Below are 19,713 nucleotides of genomic sequence, written 5' to 3'. Positions count from 1 at the left end.
TTTACATTTTATGAGTTCGCTGCTCTTTGGACCAATGCAGGGCAAAGAGTTTTTAATTGTTCCCGTACTTCTGAAGCTATTTTTTTAGCCTCTTCAAGGCAGTTGTATATATTCACTATTGACTGCTGTACATTAATCGGAGGGAGTGGTATTTTGACTTCACAGAATCTATCCCACTCCAAATTGGAACGAATACTGCCATCGCTTAAAAACCACCCATATCTATCCATTTCAAATCTCTTAAATTGAAGAAAAAGATATTGTGGAATGATTTTGCATTCGTCTTTTATCCTGAAAGTTGTATAGGCAGGAGAAATAATTATCGGTTCTGTCTTATCATAAAGTGCGATTCTGATGCAGACATCTCGTCCTGTTTGCATACCACTAAAAACAAAATCACCCTTATTGACAATTTTATATTTAGAATTATCCAAATCATTGGTATCAGCAACAGTAGGCATAAAAGTCTTGTCTTTATTTATACCACAAAATGGATAGTTACATCCGCCTGTATTGCGCTTATCAAAAAGTTCAATATAATCTCCGATTTTTACTTCCAGATATTTGTTTTTGCAGTCTGCTACAAATGCTTCGCAAGCCTTGCCAAGAGGTTTAATAAGAGCTTCGTTTTGCTCTGCAAGTGCTTTCAACCCATTGTAGGTATCAACTAATTTTTGCTGTACTTCTATTGAGGGAAGAGGAATTAGCATCAGAGAAAATTCATTCCAAGAAAACACTTCTGTTGATGAACCCCAAGAACGAAAGCAAGCATTGCGATCCCATTCCTCTCTACATATAATAATATACAAATAGTCAGGAAGTAACAAGTCTGTGTTTTTTATTCGAAAAGCAATGTTATTCCAACTGATTATAAAAGGTTTATTTGTATTGTTAAAACCGAGACCTATTTTCTTTCCATGAGTACGCGGATTATAAACAAACTCTTTAGGTTTAACAATGAGAAATTTAGACAAATCATTCTCCTGAAGATTTGTTTTTGTTGGGATAATTTCTTTGGTTATGGTCATGCCCATAGCATCCTTAATAGTATATTTACTTTCGCTATTACGTTCATCACACTGCTCGATATACTCCCCAAGCCGAACCCATTTTATCTTACTTGCACTCATATCCCAACTGTTTTAGAGCGTTACGCAATTTTTCGTCATTCTCTTTCTGACGATTGAGAAGTTCAGATACAGCCGATGCCGTTTCTGTCAGCACCTTATTATAGTCAATATCAGAATCACGGTCAACAAACTCGATATATCGACTTGGAACGAGCGAGAAACCGTTTTCTTCTATCTCTTTGATTCCAACAGAGCGATAGAGTTCAGGCTCTTCATAGTGTGTGCCGTCAGTACCGACAGCCTGCCAATGGAAATAAATATCAGTTGCACGCTTGATTTGATTATCTTTCAACACAACTTTCTTTTTCTGCTCGCCTTTAACAGGGTTTTCAGTCCATTGGCGCAAATCCATAAACAGGATTTCGTGTTCTCGGTTACGAAGATTTCGTCCGTGATACATTCCGCCTTTTTTGTTTTGGTTAAGAATCCAAAGGGTTACACTTATATCCGTGGTAATGAACAGTTCGCGAGGCAACACAATGATAGCCTCTACCTTGTCATTTTCAATCAGTTTTTTACGGATATTCTGTGCGTCAGTATCGCCCAAAGCCCCATTGGCAAGCAGAAATCCGGCCACTCCGTTTGACTGTTTCAAATGGCTGAGCATGTGAAGAATCCAGGCATAGTTGGCATTGCTTTCCGGTGGTGTGTCATAATCGCTCCAGCGGGCATCATGTTCAAGATTGTCATTATACCATCCTTTGAGATTGAAAGGAGGATTAGCCATAATATAATCGAAATAAAGCCCTTTATGTAAATCGTTGGTAAAAGTGCTGTCGCTTTCTGCTCCAAGATTATGGCTGATTCCCCGTAAGGCAAGATTCATTTTGGCCAGACGATATGTAGCCGCCTCTTTTTCCTGACCATAAACATTGATTTTACTGATGTCACCCTGCTTGGATTTTACCAATTCGGCACTCTGAATAAACATACCGCCAGAGCCACAACAAGGGTCATAAATAGTACCATCAAATGGTTCTATTATAGAGGCAATAAGCTGCACAATATCGTGCGGAGTATAATATTCCCCCTCCTCCTTTGTAGCATTTACGGCAAATTCCTTCAAAAAGTATTCATATACACGCCCTATCAAATCTTTCTCCTCGCCAAAGGCTTTGTGTGAAATCTTATTGACCTCATCCACAATCTTTTTTATATCATTCCCGGCTAAATTGCGCTGGGTAAATGTACCCTCGATGAAGCAACCTTTGAGAGCAGGAGTCGTAGTTGCAATACTACGCAAGGCCGTATCAAGAGCTACATTAAGCCCCGGAGCGGGGGTATTGATAATCATGTTCCAACGCGCTTCGGGAGGAAGATTGTATGTACCATCTGTAAAAGTGGCATCATCAAAAAATGCAGAAATGATATTTTCGTCATCAGGGTCAAGTCCGTCTTCTATAAGTTGAGTGCGAAGATGTGCTACACCATTTTCATATTTTTCTCCGATAAATCGAAGAAAAATCAATGTCAGCATCATGTCACGCTTCTCGAAAAACGAACCTGAATTTTTTGCCTGTCTCAATATATCGCGACACTTGAATAAAATCGTATCCAAGTTGATTACTTCTTCCTTTTTTATATTTGTTTTCTTTGCCATAACTATATGCTAATCTTTAGATGTTATAATTTCCCAATGCCCCCCATAACTTGGCCCAACTCGTTTTATAATATCCCCAGCTTTCATGCGCTCTAGTGTTATCCTCATTGCTTTCTCCGAGACTTCGCATTGTTTCGCCAATGCAGAAATACTGATTTGTGGGTTTTCAGCTATAAGAGAAAGTATCTTGTTATGCCCTTGTTGTGCCCCTGTTATGCCCTTGTTATGCCCTAACTGGTCGCTTTCTGGTCGTTTCTGGTCGGAATGGTTAATTCCTTGTCTTTCTTCCAAAACCTTCGCACAAACAGTTGCTTTCATGATAAAGGCAACTAAGTTGTATTGCGGTTCTTTGACACCCAATGCCGACAACTCACGACACATACGGTCAACTCCCTCACCGAACTCTTTTACATAGTCGTATGCTTTGAGGTATTCCGCAATTTTCGGATTGCGAGAGAAATGGGTATGACGAATATTGTCAGTGCGAACGATGCCCGGCAACTTGCCCGGTGTTTCGAACACAAGACGGTCATCGAACATCTTTATCTGAATTTCTGTTCCCTTAATACTGTAATCACGGTGGCAAACAGAGTTTACCACCATCTCTTGTATCACAAACTTGGGATATTCACGGTCGGTTTTGAAGATACCGTCCTCTCCGAGATAGGAATGTTCCTTAACCTGCGTTTCAAGGTATTCAACAGTTTTCTGGATCTGTTCAAGAATACGACCATCGAAAGTAACATCTTTGATGACATTCATTTCACGTCCCACCTTTTCCTCTGTACCGAAATACTTGATAAAACGCACTCTTGCACGAGGAAAGAATGTCTGAGGATGCTTGCCAAAAAGCAATATACAAGCTGCACTGACTTGCGGCACATCACTTTTATAGGTCACAAAACCTTTGTTCTCTTGCAGATACTCCATTGCAGACTTGCCATAGCCAATCCGCTTCATGTAGGCTTTGACTGCATCCATATCTATGTCATCAAAGGTGGCATCGTATGCTGTGGAATCCTCGTAATAGCGTTCCCCTTTGTCGTACATGAGTTGCAAACGCTCATCAAAAGTCAGTTTGCGTGATTTGTCTCCTACACGCCAAAACACTTCATCAGCTTGATTCGCATGAAGTCGCGGACTTGCAGGAATGTGCATCAACAATACACGATTATCACGTCCCTCAGCATCCGTACAAGGCACATAATCCGTAGTGACAGAAACTGATGGAACACAAAAGTCCAAAGGTGTCCGCAATATATCATTGAGATGTTCCTTGTCCTGGTTAACACCCTCTATTCTGCGAGTCTTATCGGATATACCCACAGCAATCATTCCACCATCTGCATTCGCCATAGCGACTATGATAGTGGCAAGGTGTTTAGGCTCAATGAGGATACTTTTACAGTCAAAAGTCTGACCTTCCTGCATCTGCCGTATTTCTTCTATTGTATATTTCATATCCTCTATTTTTCTTTTGTATGGCAAATCAATCTGTGAATATCCACATCCAGCACTTCTGCTATCCGCGCCAATGTGTATAAATCAGGTTGCGAATGATTATTGCACCACTTTGACACCGTTGCCGGATCTTTCTGCAAAGTTTTAGCAAGCCACTTACTCATAATGCCTTTCTCAGCTAATACAGCCTTTATACAGTTCAAATTCGCCATATTATATTCAATTATAAATTGCGTCAAATGCAAAGTTACATATTTTATTTGGTTTGCGAGCATGATCGAAAAAATAAAATCCTATATCATAGTGTTTTGGCAAAAGAATTTAATGAAAAATGATGTGAGATTGGTATTTATTTGCTAATTTTGCAATGCTTTTGAGACAATATAAACATTAACAATGCAAAGAAACAGAATGAACATATTAACAACAACCGCAATTCAGAGCAACAAACGCACTGAATCTATGTCGAGTGTTCATGTTTCACGCATTGAACCTCGTAGAGTAAATACTTTCCAGCGAACATAGTTAGTACATTATTGTACTATGAGAGAAAAGAAACTGAATAGTTGGAGAGTCCTTACCAAGCTTTCCAACTATTTTTTGTTATATGCCCATTTGTGACAGTCGCCTTTGTGATGCTCTTCTGCCATTTCCGTCTGATGGGCTGTTGGCAACCAGATTATTAACGTGCAGTGATGCACACAAATTGCAAAGAAATGAACTATAAATTTGATGGCAGTAAGGTGTTCTTTACATCCGATACCCATTTTTATCATGGGAATATCATTCGTTTCTGCAACAGACCGTTTAAGGATGTGGAAGTGATGAATGAGACTATAATCTCCAATTGGAACAATACAGTCGGGCAGGATGATATCGTGTTTCATTTGGGCGACTTCTGTCTTGGAGGTTCAGCCGAATGGACTAAAATCCTTGACAGGTTGAACGGAAAGATATATCTGATTATGGGTAATCACGATTTGAAGAATATACGCCAAGGCTACATTGACAGATTTGAATATGTGGCAATGCAGATGCACATAGAGATCGGCAAACAGAGGATATATTTGAATCATTATCCCTTTCTATGCTTTGATGGCGGATATAAAGATGTGTGGCAACTATTCGGACACGTTCACACAAGAAAGAACAACACCGGAATAGACGCTGCCCGGCTTCAGTATCTCTATCCTACGCAGTATGATGTGGGAGTAGATAACAACAACTTTACCCCTGTTTCATTTCAACAAGTGAAGAGAATAATTGAAAATCAAGTGGGACAATTTAATAAGAATAAATGATAAGGAGGATTAACAATGAGTGAATATACTACCATTTATTTAAGATGCAAGGAGATACTTTTGTTGAAGTACAAAGAGCATCCTTCGTATGAGGAATATCAAAAGCTATCTAAGGAAGATTTAATGAAAGTCAATCGTGAGATTGATGAATATAACAAACAAGTCACCAAGTCTTTGGGATGTAAATTGTTTTATCTTAGCACTACTCCAAGCCGAGAGTTGACGATGCTTCCATGGAGTCCTTCTCCGAGTATACTAACCAAAGGCCTGCTTGATGAGATTCTTTATTTCTACCGAGAAGAGATTGATAATTACAAAAATGCTATTGCTAAAAATAAAGAAGATATAGCCAAGTTGGAAGTCCGTATATCCAAAGCAAATGTCAATTTGTACGGTAGAATCAGCAAGGAGATAGACGAATGCTATGAAAGAATAAACTTTGAGGAAGAAGAACTCGAACACTGCCAATACCTGTACAACAAATTTGCTTTCTGTAGCAGTATCATAAACAACGAATCAAATTCAGAGTATTATGAACTGATTTACACAAAAAGTTAATAACATAAATAGATTATGAAGATACAATATATGAGCGACCTGCATTTGGAGTTCAGTGACAACAGCAGGTGGTTGAAGCATAATGAATTGCCTGTAACGGGTGATGTTCTAGTTCTTGCCGGAGATATATTCTATTTGAAAAACAAGGCTGCACCTTTGAGCAATTTTTGGAAATGGGCATCTGCAAATTATCGGCAAGTGTTCATTGTGCCAGGAAACCATGAGTATTACAATTATTGTGATGTGATGGACAAGGGATTGCAATGGAAATGGTTGTTCAAGAACAATGTAGGATATTATCAGAATCAAGTACTGCGGATAGATGACACCGACTTTATCATTAGCACTTTGTGGTCTCAAATACCTCCACCTGACGAGTATTTTGTGTGGAAAGGCATGAATGACTTTCGGCAGATAATGTATAATGGCAAATTGCTCCAAACAGAGGAGTTCAATCAGATGCACAGCTTCTGTTTGGATTTCATCAAACAAAGTCTGGTGGAAACCACCGCCAAACACATTGTGGTAATAACGCATCATCTTCCCACATTGGAGGTCGTTGCACCTTACCATAAAGATTCAGTGTTGAATAGTGCATTTGCTACCGATTTGAACCAGCTTATAGCTGACAATCGCATTGATGCGTGGATTTACGGACATTCCCACACCAATATTGATGCTGAGATAGACGGTACGAAGGTTGTGTGCAATCAAATGGGATATGTTTTTGAAAACGAACATATCGCCAATGGTTTTGATTCAGGTAAGTACCTTGTCTTGTGAAATGCGTAAGCTAATCAGCAATACGCTTTAAAGCCTCAATATATCATATAGTAAACAAAGATACGCCTGTTTGCATATTATATGATATATTGTGGCTTAATACTTTCAGTTATTCGAAAATTTCCAATAACTGAATTTTTGCTTGCCAAAAGAAAAAGATATAACTCCACTCTCAACTTGACTTTAATGGCCGTTATTATATACACGGGCAATAAAGTCAAGTCAAACAGAGGGGAAAATGGAAAAAGGCTTCGACTGATTTTTTCTCTTTTGGTCAGCAAACAATATCCATGAAAATCGTGCATTTAGTTGACATCATCGGTGAAAACATCACGGAATTTTGTACCTTTGTAGTCGGATAGAAGATAGGTGAACTTCATTGAGGATACAATATTTCCTCATGGTTCTGATTCATTGAGAAAAGAGTGTAAAACAGCCTCAAAAACAAGTCTCAGAGATCTCAAAAACAACTTTTCTACCGATTAAATTGCAATAATCTATCATTCAGGCAGCTATGTATACTGCATCGAAAACCAGTAAAAATTTAACAGGGAAACACATCTGTTTCAACAATCCCCAAAGAGAGTAGCCCCGGTATTACTTATACCCGTTTTTGACACTTTGCACTTTCTGCATTCTGAGAATCGCATATTTCCACCCGTTGGCAGACGTAAGCGAAAATATGCGAACGAAAATCCGTATCTTCTTCATAAATAGCAAAATACAGAAATATGTACAACTCAAATAAACGGGAAACAGTCGACTGTCCATACGAAAATGTTCTTTTCACGGAAGAAAAAGAGCGTTCCCAGTAGAAATATTCATTTTTCCTATGAGGGAAGTTAACATCCATCACGCCAGAAGTTAACAACTCTCGCGTAAGAAATTAATATCCCTCACGTGGGAAGTTAACATCTCTCGCACGGAAAATGTAAAGCCGATGGGTATTCGGTAAAAACATTGTATATTCATGCACAAAATCATACGCTTTCGGAATTTACGGGAAGTATGTATGTCAGTAAAAGGGGCGATTTAGAAACAGGAATCGCCTCATAAGTACTATTTTAAAATCAATTTGACAAATAGATATGCCAAGTTTATAATCTCTAGGAAATCCGTCCGGTTCTCCGTGAAGCCTTACATTTATTTTGATATTTGACAAGCTGCCCGAAACGGCAAGTTATCTGAACAATTACTCTTTGCCAACAAAAATCCATCGAACATCATGGGATAGAAATGATGACAGGACATCAAATCAAGCATCCTCCCAAAGATTATGTAAAAGACGAAACATTCAGAACAAAAGTTTCTACCTTTGCCAAAAAATAATAAAAACACTGTAACAACCATGCCCATCATCCAAATATCTTCCCTCTCCCACCCCGGAGTAGAAATATTCAGCACCCTCACTGAAGCGCAATTACGTAACCGTATAGAGCCTTCAAAAGGTATCTTTATTGCAGAAAGTCCTAAGGTTATCACTGTGGCTTTAGAAGCAGGATATGAACCTCTTGCTCTTTTATGCGAAAAAAAGCATATCACCGGAGATGCCGCCACTATCATTGGACGATGTGGAGACATACCTGTATATACGGGTGACAGAGAATTACTTGCCACACTCACCGGCTATACTCTCACACGGGGTGTTCTGTGCGCCATGCGCCGTCCGCAGCCACGCAACATTGAGGAAGTATGCCGGGATGCGCGCCGCATCGTGGTGGTGGATGGCGTGGTGGATACTACCAATATCGGTGCTATCTTTCGCTCGGCCGCTGCTTTGGGGATAGATGCGGTACTGCTCACACCTACCTCGTGCGACCCACTGAACCGCCGTGCAGTAAGAGTATCCATGGGATCGGTATTTCTTGTTCCGTGGACTTGGATGGAAGGTCCACTCAACCGCCTGAATGATTTGGGATTTCGTACAGCTGCCATGGCACTTACCGACAATTCAATCTCCATAGACCATCCCGCGCTGGCAAAAGAAACCAAACTTGCCATTATAATGGGGACTGAAGGAGACGGGCTCGCACACGAAACAATAGCCGGAGCAGACTACGTGGTCCGTATTCCGATGGCACACGGAGTTGATTCACTCAATGTGGCGGCAGCTGCCGCTGTAGCGTTTTGGGAACTCCGTACACGAGGATCAGGCAAATAAACCTTCTATGGCAACTTTAATAACTCCTTCCTGCCTGTTTTCAAAGATGTGATACGCCTTCTCTATTTCGTTCAAAGGAAAACGATGGGTAATGAGGGGGGTAGTGTCAATCTTGCCTTCACCGATCAGACGGAGGATTTCCGCGCAATCGCAACCATCCACTCCACCGGTTTTGAAGGTCAGATTTTTACCATACATATCAGGCAAAGGAAGAAGTTGCGGTTTATCGTAGAGTGCCACGACGGTGACCACAGCATTGGGCCGGGCACATTCCCAAGCTAAACGGAAAGTATCTTCAGTACCCGCCACTTCCAACACGACATCGGCTCCGCCATGTTCGCTGTTTTGAAACACAAACTCCTTGCAGTTTTCCGGTCCCGTCACCTGTACATCAGGATAGTGTTCACGGACAAAACGAATTCTTTCGGGAGACTTCTCGCAGACAATAATGCGTTTAGGTTGCTTCAACAGGACACAAAGCAAAGTACAAATACCCGTAGGACCGGCACCGATGACAAGAACCGTATCCTCTCCGGAAATCTCTGAGATACGGGCTGCCCAGAAGCCAGTTGCCAGTACATCACCCACAAAAAGTGCTTGTTCATCGCTCACTGTATCCGGAATGCGGTTCAAGCCTTGGTCGGCATAAGGAACTCTGACGTACTCTGCCTGACCGCCATCAATGCGACAACCTAAAGCCCAACCGCCATCAGGATCCGTACAATTATTTACATATCCATGACGGCAGAAAAAACATCCACCGCAGAAAGTCTCAACATTTACAGTTACCCTGTCACCGCATTTTATTGAAGTAACGTCCTGCCCCACTTGCTCTACGATACCCACCATTTCGTGTCCGACCGTAATTCCCGGAACCGCACGGGGCACACTACCATGCTTAATATGGAGGTCGCTGGCACAGATACTGCCCAGTGTTACACGCACAATCGCATCACGCGAGTCTTTCAGTTCTGGTATCGGTTTCTGCAACAATTCAAATTTTCCGTGTTCAATGTATGTATATGCTAACATAATATTTTACCTCCGATTAATCATTCATCCTATTACAAAGAAACAAATATAAATATTTTATGAATTGGCAGAACAATAAATGGCAAGATTTCTGTAACTTTGCATAATTGATAACTTTACAATATCTATTCCCAAAGCAGTTATTTTATGGCAGATAATTATCTTGAAAATCAATATGAAAAATACCAGGCACGCAAAGCTGCTTGGGAAAGAGAACGTAAATATGGCAATCATAGTAAAAAGAAAAAGGTGTTGCACCATCCACGGTTAGAGGAAAATATTAATGAGGAGATCATATCCGGATCAGAAGAAGAGAGCGAGAATATTTTTCACATCAATACAGACAATGACTATTCCATTGATGATTGAATACCCATGTTACACCACTTCCATACTCCGATAGCAGACATCCCCCTACCCGAGAAATTTACATACCCGTTCTGTTACACGCCTCATCCGCTTTGTGTATTGGCTGCGAAAGAGGTGCAAGATTATCTTTCACACCAACAAGCGTGGAAAGAGGAATTGAAATTGGGTAAAATGTTCGGAGTATTGGTAGTACAGACTAAAGAAGGAGAAACCGGTTACCTTGCTGCTTTTTCAGGTATTCTGGCAGGAAAGAACATACATCCTTTTTTTGTTCCGCCGATATATGATTTACTATGTCCGGAGGGCTTTTTCAAGATTGAGGAAGAAAAGATATCCCAAATCAATGTGCATATCAGGGAACTGGAAGAAGAGGAAGAATACAAAGAGTTGACCGGACAGCTTTCCGTATTGGAGCTAAAGGCGCAAGAAGCATTGAGTAGAACGAAACAACAGATGAAAGCCGCCAAAGAGAAACGGGAAGAACGAAGAAAAGCAACTATTCTCTCAAAGGAAGAAGAAGCGGTATTGATACGGGAAAGTCAGTTTCAGAAAGCAGAATACAAACGGCAGGAACGTTTTTGGAAAGAAGAAACCGGTAAGCTGCAAAGGCAGGTTGATGACCGGAAATGCCGGATACAGCGGTTGAAAACAGAACGTAAAACACGTTCTGCCGCCCTGCAGCAACAATTATTTGAACAATTCAAGATGCTCAATTTCCGGGGAGAGTCTAAAGACTTATGTGAAATCTTTGAACAGACCGTTCATAAAACACCCCCTGCCGGAGCTGGAGAATGCGCCGCTCCCAAACTGTTGCAACAAGCCTATCTGCATGACTGGAAACCGATTGCAATGGCTGAATTCTGGTGGGGAGCGTCTCCTAAAACAGAAATACGCTACCACGGACATTACTATCCGGCATGTAAAGGGAAGTGTGAACCCATCTTACAGCATATGCTGCAAGGACTTGAGGTGGACGAAAACCCTATGCTGAAAAGTATGCAAAGTATAACGGAAAAACTTGAGGTGGTGTATGAAGACGAATGGCTGGTGGTTGTCAACAAACCGGCAGGAATGTTATCGGTACCCGGAAAAAAAGAGACAGTTTCGGTTTACAGCATAATGCGTAAACAATATCCCGCAGCAGATGGACCTATGATAGTCCACCGTCTTGATATGGCCACATCCGGTTTACTGATAATTGCCAAAAGCAAACGTGTACATCAAAATCTGCAAGCGCAATTCAAAAGCCGTCTCGTTAAGAAACGTTACATTGCTTTGCTCGAAGGGAAGATTTCCGAAAATAAAGGCACTATTGAACTTCCGCTCTGTCTTAATCCGCTGGACCGTCCACGACAGATGGTACATACAGAATACGGGAAACCGGCTGTCACTGATTTCCAGGTATTGGAACGCAGAGATAAGTATACCCGTGTCGCTTTCTATCCACGTACGGGGCGTACTCATCAACTTAGGGTACATGCCGCCCATCCCCTTGGTTTACACTGTCCCATCATGGGCGATGAACTTTACGGAAGAAAGGCCGAACGGCTGTACCTGCATGCCGAAGCACTGGAGTTTGTACATCCTGTGACAGAAGAAACTATTAAGATAACTCAAAAAGCCGATTTTTAATATCAAAATCTATGATAACCCAACCTACTCCAAAGGATTACGACGAACTGCTGGCGTTATGGGAAGCTTCCGTCCGAAGTACCCATCATTTCCTTACCGAAGAGAATATACTTTTTTATAAATCTTTGATACGGGAGGAATATTTTCCTACCGTAGATTTATATATCATTCGTAATCGGGAAGGAAAGATAACCGCCTTTATGGGATTGAGTGACGAACTCATTGAAATGTTGTTTGTGCACCCTGATGAACAAGGTAAAGGATATGGAAAACGGTTGATGAAGTACGCTATCCACAATAAGCATATTTATAAGGTGGACGTCAATGAGCAAAATGAACAAGCTCTCCAATTTTATCTGTATTTAGGTTTCGAAGTGGCAAGCAGGGATGCAACAGATTCGACAGGTAATCCTTTTCCTATCTTACATTTACAAATTCAAATTTAATAATCGTATGAGAATACATCATTTAGCAATCTGGACTTTCCGTTTGGAAGCAATGAAAGAGTTCTATACCCGATACTTCAAGGGTATCAGTAATGAAAAGTATATCAATCCGAAAAAAGGATTCGAATCTTATTTTATCCGGTTTGAAGGAGGAATTGATTTGGAATTAATGAGCCGTCCCGATGTACAGAATACTCCGGTTGAAGAAAACAGATTAGGACTGACTCATTTCGCATTCTCGTTTGACAGTAAAGAGGACATATTACAACAAACTGAAATGCTGCGTTCGGCTGGATATACTATTGCAGGTGAACCTCGCACTTCGGGTGACGGATACTTTGAGAGTGTTGTACTTGATCCTGACGGCAACCGGATAGAATGTGTATTTAAGGTTTAAATATATCCCAAGCTATAAAAAGATTCTACATTAGTCATGTAAGAAGTGCAGTTTCCGTATATTATATCCTCTCCTTTGGGCTGAAGCAATCAATTTACCTTTGATATCTTCAGCCAGATGGGGATTACGACTCAATATCCAAAGATATTTATCGGAACTGCTACCTACCAAGGCATAGCTATAGTTCTCCTTATCCAATTCCAGAACATAATAATCGAAATAGAACCAAAGGAAAAAAGAGACTTTCAACTTACCGGGTTGTTTTTCATCGGGACGGTAAGCATGTCCCACAGCACGTTTCTTCACTCCATTTTTAAGACCTGCATTTTCTACCCGTATCTTTCCGTCGGATGACAGGGAATAAGTGGCTGTTACATCGGTCATTCCTTGTTCAAAGGAGTTATCATAACGGGCTATTTCATACCAAAGTCCCATATAACGGGCAACATCCAAAGAAGGTACCGTCCGTGTATCCGGCAGTTTCAATAATGACTCAATGGTAGGCACGGAAAATGTGAAACCGGCTTCAAGCAAGCGGGAAGGCGAAACCGTCTGTCCATTCAGCAGGACACTGCTCATTTCACCCAAGAGAGAATGAAAAACCCAACCCGGCACAGGCACGGTTGCCCAAGCATGGTAGGCTATCGCCAATGCATGCGCCAGATGTTTCTGCGATATAAATTGTGGGGCTACTACATTATAAACACCTTGCGTATCTTTATGCTCTATTAAAAAAGTGACGGCACGGCATACATCCTGTATACTCACCCAAGGAAAAGTCTGCTTGCCCGAACCGATTACGGCAGAGAACTTTGTATGAATTAAAGGTAAAACCATCTGTTGCATAGCACCGCCATCCGGTGCAAGAACAACTCCCAAACGAGTGATGACCATACGGACATCAGATGGACACTTTTGAGCCTCCGCTTCCCACTCACAGCACAGTGAAGCCAAGAAACCCTCGGCAATCATGTCATCCTGCTCGCTATAGTATCCCCGTGAAGGATAATAACCGACGGCCGACACAGACAACATCACTTCAGGCCGTTTCTGCGCCGCCTTCATAGCTTTTACCAATCGGGAAGTCACTCCGATACGGCTATGACGTAGTTCACATTTGTATTTGGGAGTCCAACGCCGGTTGATAGAAGCACCTGCCAAATTAACAAGTGCATCACATCCTTCCAAAGATTCTACCAATTGCTGGAAAGCATCTTCCTGCAAAAATCCCCTTCCGATAGGAATAACCTGGTGATGATGTTCTGTCAGATATTCCATGAGATGCGTCCCTATAAAGCCGGATGCTCCGCTTATTGCAACTTTCATAACTCTAATTTTATTATTATAACGAAAGGAGCTCCTCTTTAGTTCGCGTCAACTCAATATCAAGACTACAATTGAATAATCTTTACTCAAAACTACGTAATAATTTAATTTCTTCCGCCCAAAGTGTTTCGTCCGGAGTCTCCAGAACAATGGGCAAGTCATTAAAACGTTCGTCTTTCATAAAGCGTTTGAAAAAATCTATACCAATCAATCCTTTTCCGATGCTATCATGACGGTCTACCCTGCTTCCTAAGGCTTTCTTGGAATCATTTAAATGGATACCACGAAGATAATTGAAACCAACGATGGTATTAAAGTCATCAAAAACCTTATCATAGTCGTTCACAATGTCATATCCCGCCGTATAAGTGTGACAGGTATCAAGGCAAACGCCCACCCGCGATTTATCTTCCACACGATCAATGATATACTTTAATTGCCAAAATTCATTACCTACATTACTGCCTTGCCCAGCTGTATTCTCTATTACGGCCGTCACATTTTGTGTTTTGTCCAAAGTAATATTTATAGATTCTGCCACCTTGTCCAAACATGCTTCCACTGAAATCTTATTGAGATGGCTACCTGGATGAAAATTTAATAATCTCAACCCCAATTCCTCACAACGTTGCATCTCATCTAAAAAAGCAGCACGGCTTTTTATCAGGCCTTCCTCTTCGGGATGTCCCAGGTTTATCAAATAACTGTCATGTGGCAGAATATAATAGGCATCAAAATCATACTTCGCACAATTCTCTTTAAATAAAGAGATATTTTCTGGCATCAAAGGCTTTGCCACCCATTGGCGTTGATTCTTGGTAAACAGGGCGAAAGCATTCGCTCCAATTTCGTGGGCATTGACAGGAGCCAACTCCACACCTCCGCTTACACTTACATGTGCACCGATATATTTCATAACCATACTATTTTAGAATTCAACAATTATTCCTCTATAAATTTCCATTGAGAAACTTTCATGTCCACCATTCCACTCTTGCGGAACTGTACACCTTCACTTTCCAGCAAAGCCCTTTGTTCTACCCAAAACGGTACCAACCTTCCCTGACTGTTCACTACCCTGTGACAGGGCAGATGCAACTCCGAAGGTACATCATGCATGACATGTCCTACCATACGCGAACACTGAGGTCTACCTATAAGAAAGGCAACCTGCCCGTAGGTTACTACCTTTCCGGACGGAATGGCAGCAACCACATTGTATACTTCCTGTTGAAAAGCACCTTTGTCCATGAAAAACTTTTTTCAGGACAAAGATATAATTTATTTGGCAGGTAACTGAATGTCGTCTATAAGAAAGTACTTGCTCCAAGAATATTATGCAAGTAAGTGACATTCCGGTCATTTATTATTCCTCCATCAGGAGTAAATAATATCTGATATTTCGTCTGTACATTCGGCATTCCTATCTCTACGGCAACAATCGACTGCCATTTAGGGAACTGTACCCACGTTACATTCTGTACTTCACCACCAGCAAACTGACTGGCGGCAAAAGCATTGAATACCGCTGCCGGTACCTCATCCATCGTTACCCAATCGGTTTGCTTCATCACCCATTGGGCATCCGAGTTGAACCATACTCTGGTATCAAAAGCATTCATCATAAAATCCGCTACATAATAATTTCCATCCTGCGACCAGGCGATATCATTAGCAGCAGGATACATTTTTTTTAGAGCATTCTGTACATTGACAGGTGTATAACCGGCAAATACCGAAACTGATGTAAAGAACATTGACAGCAGAAAAGATAATTTCAATTTATTCATGACCAAACAATTTATCATTAGTCTGTTATCAACAGCATTCCAATGATTTTGTTTGGCTCATTCAATACCATTAAAAAGGAAATTTTACGTCTATAAAGATAAAATTATCGTTTTTCTCCATTATTCCACTATCTTTGTTCTGAAAATAAACTCTGTTATAAATGACGGTCAAATCCATGTCACGCGTTCAACGAGAACAACAGACGATAGAACAAATGATTACCCTTTATTGCAGAAAGAAAGAGGGTAATAAAGAGTTATGTTCCCAATGTAAGGAATTAATAGAATATGCGCATACAAGATTATCCCGCTGTCCTTTTGGAGAAAAAAAGTCAACCTGCAGACTGTGCACCATTCATTGCTATAAACCCGAAATGAAAGAACAGATGCGGAAAGTGATGCGGTTTACCGGGCCAAGAATGCTGCTATACCATCCTATAGCAGCACTCCGGCATTTATGGCAAGAACATTTTCAATTGAAATAGTATAAGAAAACAGCTACTCCTTCGAGTGCTTTCTTCTTCTCGCCTTGAATTTCAATGGCAAATTTGATTTCTGCCTTTGCCACTCCCCGTAGGTTGGACAAAGATTGTAAAGTTGCTACCAGACGGATACTCTGTCCAGACAATACCGCTTGACCGAATTTCATTTTATCCATACCATAGTTAATCATCATCTTCAGGTTATTTACCTCAATAATCTGATTCCACAAATGAGGCAACATAGATAGGGTAAGATAACCATGAGCAATGGTACTCTTGAAAGGACTCTCCACATGGGCACGTTCCGGATCAACATGAATCCACTGATGATCCAATGTTGCATCGGCAAAAAGATTGATACGCTCCTGAGTAAGTTGCACATACTCAGAAATACCAAGTTGCTGACCTATTAACTTTTCAAAATCTTCATACGAGTTGATAATTACTTTTTCCATATATTTTTTGTTTTATTTAATAAATAGTGTCATAAACCGTGACAAAGATACATTTCTATCTCCCATTTCTTTTCATTTCTACGGATTATTTCTATTTTTGTAACCATATACATCTGTATTAATTTATCAGAAATACTTCTGTATGAACGCTAAATTAGATTATAACTTACTATCAGAAATAATACTTAATGCCAACATAGGCTGTTGGGAAGCAGACTTACAAAATGCAAACTATATCTGTTCCGAATATATTTCCAGCCTATTGGGTTTAAAAGAAGACGGGGTTATCAGTTTCGAAGACTTCAATAAACGAATTCTGAAAGAGGAACATCCTCTTACTACAGTTCATTCTTTTAACAACGCACAACAGTCGAAAGAGATTGTATATCTACTTGATACGATCAAAGGCCCTATGTGGATACGTAGTAAAGTTTGTATGCAGAAAACAGATGAAAACGGGAACTGAAAGATTTATGGTATAGCCGAAGTACAAGACGGTCCCAACATGTCATCTGCCTCACAAGTACTGCAACAACAGGAACGATTATTACACAACATTTATAAGAATTTGCCGGTAGGCATCGAACTCTATAACATCCAGGGGATACTGATAGACTTGAATGACAAGGAGTTGGAAATGTTTCATCTAGAACAGAAGGAAGACTTGCTGGGTATCAATATCTTCGAAAATCCCGTCTTCCCAAACGAAATGAAAGAAAAGCTGAAGAAACATGAAAATGCAGACTTTACTTTTCGTTATGACTTCTCTCAAATAGGAACTTACTATAATTCAAAAAAGAAAACAGGCACGATAGATTTGGTAACTAAGGTAACCACGTTGTACGATGAGCATCATATTCCAACCAACTATCTGCTGATTAATGCAGATAAAACCGAAACGACTGTAGCCTACAACAAAATTCAGGAGTTCGAAAGTTTCTTCGAACTGATAGGCAATTATGCCAAAGTGGGATATGCCCACTACAACCTGCTTACCCAAGAAGGGAATGCCCAACAAAGTTGGTATATCAACATCGGTGAAAAAGAAAAGACACCGCTATCCGAAATTATCGGAACATACGGTCATATTCACCCCGAAGACCGCCATTGTATACTCGGCTTTCTGGATAATGCAAAAAAAGGGACAGAGAACAAATTCAACAAAGAGATACGCGTTCTCAGAGAAGACGGCAGTTATTCATGGACGCATGTCAATCTGATAGTGAAAACATACGCTCCCGAACGGAACAATATAGAACTAATCTGCATCAACTACGATATCACCCACCTGAAAAACACGGAATTCATGTTGATACAAGCCAAGGAAAAAGCAGAAGAAGCGGATCGCCTGAAGTCGGCTTTCCTCGCCAATATGAGCCACGAAATACGCACACCGTTGAATGCAATTATCGGATTTTCCAGCCTGCTCCCTTACGTGGACGATGCCAACGAACGCGACCAATATATTTCACTAATTAACCGTAACAACGATCTGCTACTGAACATTATCAACGATGTACTGGACTTGTCGAAAATAGAATCCGGCCACATTGAACTACATCCTACCTGGTTCAATCTGTCGGAACTGATCGACGAAAGTTGTGCCGAGTATAAACAAAACGCTCCGGCAGGTGTAGAAATCAGAACCCGTTATCCGGCAAATGCCTACTTAATAGAACAAGACTTGATGCGTATTAAACAAGTGCTGAACAATCTTATTTCGAACGCATTGAAGAATACGACCGTCGGCTACATCGAAGTTTCCTATAAGATAGACCGATCTGAAGCAAAAATCAACATTACCGACACTGGACGCGGAATCCCCCAGGACAAACTCGACACGATATTCGAACGGTTCGAGAAGGTAAACTCCTTCATACAAGGAGCCGGACTGGGTCTGTCTATTTGTAAGTCCATCATGGAAAGAATGGACGGAAGCATCGGAGTTACATCTACCGTAGGGACAGGCAGTACATTTACCATCACATTCCCATGCCAAGTGCAACCAGCCGGACGACAGAAACAAAAAAAATTATAGAATGAAAGCCATTATCATAGGAGCCACCTCAGGGATCGGCCAAGAAGTTGCCAGATTATTAGTAAAACAAGGTTGGCATATAGGAGTTTCAGGAAGACGGGAAGAGGCATTACGAGATTTTCAACGGATTGCTCCCCGACAAATTGAAATACAACCATTGGATATTACCCGTGAAGATGCCCTTCTACACCTTCAAACATTGATAGAAAAATTAGGAGGGATGGATTTGTTTCTCCTCAGTTCAGGTATAGGCAGTCAGAACCCTACTTTGCAACCAGAGGTCGAGATTAACACGGCACGTACCAACGTAGAAGGTTTTATCAGGATGACTACCGCCGCTTTCAATTATTTCAAGGCAAAAGGAGGAGGGCACATTGCAGTAATCAGTTCCATAGCCGGTACCAAAGGCTTAGGTATAGCCCCCGCCTATTCTGCTACCAAACGTTTCCAAAATACTTATATCGACGCCCTTGCACAACTTACTCATATGGAACATCTGAATATCCGCTTTACAGATATACGTCCCGGTTTCGTTGCTACAGATTTATTGAAGAACGGGAATTATCCGATGTTGATGCAAACAGACCGTGTAGCCCGCTACATCGTGAAAGCACTGGATAGGAAAAAACGTATAACCATCATTGACGGAAGATACCGGATACTCGTTTTTTTCTGGCGCCTCATTCCACGCTGGTTGTGGGAACGGTTTCCTATAAAGAATTAAAAGTGGCATCACCTCTCGCAACCTATTT

20 protein-coding genes and 1 pseudogene are annotated in these 19,713 nt (G+C 40.9%); 11 read left to right on the top strand and 10 right to left on the bottom strand.

Annotated features, from left to right (window positions below):
- Positions 1–8: 8 nt before the first annotated feature.
- Genes DXC10_RS06060 through DXC10_RS06045 form a run of 4 tightly spaced genes read right to left on the bottom strand, consistent with a single transcriptional unit; the run spans position 9 to position 4,403 of the window.
- Positions 9–1,130, bottom strand: a complete 1,122-nt coding sequence (locus DXC10_RS06060) for a restriction endonuclease subunit S (RefSeq protein WP_117737505.1) — start codon at positions 1,128–1,130, stop codon at positions 9–11.
- Complete coding sequence (locus DXC10_RS06055) at positions 1,117–2,730, bottom strand: N-6 DNA methylase (protein WP_117737504.1); 1,614 nt, start codon at positions 2,728–2,730, stop codon at positions 1,117–1,119. Before DXC10_RS06055 ends, DXC10_RS06060 begins: the two co-directional genes overlap by 14 nt.
- A 9-nt stretch (positions 2,731–2,739) precedes the next feature.
- Positions 2,740–4,191, bottom strand: coding sequence for an RNA-binding domain-containing protein (locus DXC10_RS06050; RefSeq protein ID WP_117737503.1), 1,452 nt, complete (start codon positions 4,189–4,191; stop codon positions 2,740–2,742).
- A gap of 5 nt (positions 4,192–4,196) precedes the next feature.
- Positions 4,197–4,403 carry a helix-turn-helix transcriptional regulator gene (locus DXC10_RS06045; RefSeq protein WP_040293447.1) on the bottom strand — a complete coding sequence of 69 codons (207 nt, stop codon included), beginning with the start codon at positions 4,401–4,403 and terminating at the stop codon, positions 4,197–4,199.
- Positions 4,404–4,907: 504 nt separating this feature from the next.
- Here DXC10_RS06045 and DXC10_RS06040 point away from each other — a divergent pair.
- The 4 genes from DXC10_RS06040 to DXC10_RS06020 all read left to right on the top strand — a co-directional run bounded on the left by DXC10_RS06040 (position 4,908) and on the right by DXC10_RS06020 (position 8,994).
- Positions 4,908–5,492, top strand: a complete 585-nt coding sequence (locus DXC10_RS06040) for a metallophosphoesterase (RefSeq protein WP_117737501.1) — start codon at positions 4,908–4,910, stop codon at positions 5,490–5,492.
- Between the two features lie 15 nt (positions 5,493–5,507).
- Positions 5,508–6,050, top strand: a complete 543-nt coding sequence (locus DXC10_RS06035) for a hypothetical protein (protein WP_117737500.1) — start codon at positions 5,508–5,510, stop codon at positions 6,048–6,050.
- A gap of 15 nt (positions 6,051–6,065) precedes the next feature.
- A complete protein-coding gene (locus DXC10_RS06030) occupies positions 6,066–6,833 on the top strand; it encodes a metallophosphoesterase (protein ID WP_117737499.1) in 768 nt (255 codons plus the stop codon).
- A gap of 1,348 nt (positions 6,834–8,181) precedes the next feature.
- Positions 8,182–8,994, top strand: coding sequence for an RNA methyltransferase (locus DXC10_RS06020; RefSeq protein ID WP_101543118.1), 813 nt, complete (start codon positions 8,182–8,184; stop codon positions 8,992–8,994).
- Here the strand turns inward: DXC10_RS06020 and DXC10_RS06015 are convergent.
- Positions 8,983–10,026: an alcohol dehydrogenase gene (locus tag DXC10_RS06015; RefSeq protein ID WP_117737497.1), complete on the bottom strand. Its 1,044-nt coding sequence runs from the start codon at positions 10,024–10,026 to the stop codon at positions 8,983–8,985. The genes DXC10_RS06020 and DXC10_RS06015 overlap by 12 nt on opposite strands.
- Positions 10,027–10,173: 147 nt before the next feature.
- Here DXC10_RS06015 and DXC10_RS06010 point away from each other — a divergent pair, with 147 nt between their 5' ends.
- The 4 genes from DXC10_RS06010 to DXC10_RS05995 are packed head-to-tail and all read left to right on the top strand — an operon-like array spanning position 10,174 to position 12,870.
- Positions 10,174–10,395, top strand: a complete 222-nt coding sequence (locus tag DXC10_RS06010) for a hypothetical protein (RefSeq protein WP_101543116.1) — start codon at positions 10,174–10,176, stop codon at positions 10,393–10,395.
- Between the two features lie 6 nt (positions 10,396–10,401).
- Positions 10,402–12,027 carry an RluA family pseudouridine synthase gene (locus tag DXC10_RS06005; RefSeq protein WP_117737496.1) on the top strand — a complete coding sequence of 542 codons (1,626 nt, stop codon included), beginning with the start codon at positions 10,402–10,404 and terminating at the stop codon, positions 12,025–12,027.
- 11 nt (positions 12,028–12,038) lie between these two features.
- Positions 12,039–12,473 (top strand): GNAT family N-acetyltransferase, encoded by a 435-nt coding sequence (locus DXC10_RS06000; RefSeq protein WP_101543114.1) that lies wholly within the window; start codon positions 12,039–12,041, stop codon positions 12,471–12,473.
- 7 nt (positions 12,474–12,480) lie between these two features.
- Positions 12,481–12,870, top strand: a complete 390-nt coding sequence (locus DXC10_RS05995; protein WP_117737495.1) for a VOC family protein — start codon at positions 12,481–12,483, stop codon at positions 12,868–12,870.
- A gap of 30 nt (positions 12,871–12,900) precedes the next feature.
- Here the strand turns inward: DXC10_RS05995 and DXC10_RS05990 are convergent, their stop codons facing one another.
- The 4 genes from DXC10_RS05990 to DXC10_RS05975 form a co-directional block, all read right to left on the bottom strand.
- Positions 12,901–14,196: a TIGR01777 family oxidoreductase gene (locus tag DXC10_RS05990; protein WP_117737494.1), complete on the bottom strand. Its 1,296-nt coding sequence runs from the start codon at positions 14,194–14,196 to the stop codon at positions 12,901–12,903.
- Between the two features lie 82 nt (positions 14,197–14,278).
- Positions 14,279–15,112: a deoxyribonuclease IV gene (gene nfo, locus DXC10_RS05985; RefSeq protein WP_101543444.1), complete on the bottom strand. Its 834-nt coding sequence runs from the start codon at positions 15,110–15,112 to the stop codon at positions 14,279–14,281.
- 26 nt (positions 15,113–15,138) lie between these two features.
- Entirely contained in the window at positions 15,139–15,447 is a 309-nt protein-coding gene (locus tag DXC10_RS05980; protein ID WP_101543111.1) for an MGMT family protein, read from the bottom strand.
- A gap of 56 nt (positions 15,448–15,503) precedes the next feature.
- On the bottom strand, positions 15,504–15,986 hold the full coding sequence (locus DXC10_RS05975) for a PepSY-like domain-containing protein (protein WP_101543110.1): 483 nt from the start codon (positions 15,984–15,986) through the stop codon (positions 15,504–15,506).
- A 176-nt stretch (positions 15,987–16,162) separates the two neighbouring features.
- On the opposite strand from DXC10_RS05975, the gene DXC10_RS05970 reads away from it, so the two are divergent.
- Positions 16,163–16,471 carry a nitrous oxide-stimulated promoter family protein gene (locus tag DXC10_RS05970; protein WP_101543442.1) on the top strand — a complete coding sequence of 103 codons (309 nt, stop codon included), beginning with the start codon at positions 16,163–16,165 and terminating at the stop codon, positions 16,469–16,471.
- Here the strand turns inward: DXC10_RS05970 and DXC10_RS05965 are convergent.
- Entirely contained in the window at positions 16,459–16,923 is a 465-nt protein-coding gene (locus tag DXC10_RS05965) for a MaoC family dehydratase (protein ID WP_101543109.1), read from the bottom strand. The two genes, DXC10_RS05970 and DXC10_RS05965, sit on opposite strands and share 13 nt — an antisense overlap.
- 142 nt (positions 16,924–17,065) lie before the next feature.
- On the opposite strand from DXC10_RS05965, the pseudogene DXC10_RS05960 reads away from it, so the two are divergent.
- Positions 17,066–18,961: pseudogene (locus tag DXC10_RS05960) on the top strand (PAS domain-containing sensor histidine kinase).
- Between the two features lies 1 nt (position 18,962).
- Positions 18,963–19,685, top strand: coding sequence for an SDR family oxidoreductase (locus DXC10_RS05955; RefSeq protein WP_117737493.1), 723 nt, complete (start codon positions 18,963–18,965; stop codon positions 19,683–19,685).
- Positions 19,686–19,713: the final 28 nt, after the last annotated feature.

Source organism: Bacteroides sp. OM08-11 (assembly GCF_003438665.1).
GTDB lineage: Bacteria > Bacteroidota > Bacteroidia > Bacteroidales > Bacteroidaceae > Bacteroides > Bacteroides cutis.
Note: the sequence above shows the minus strand (reverse complement) of the source record. Positions and strands in the feature narration are given on the sequence as shown.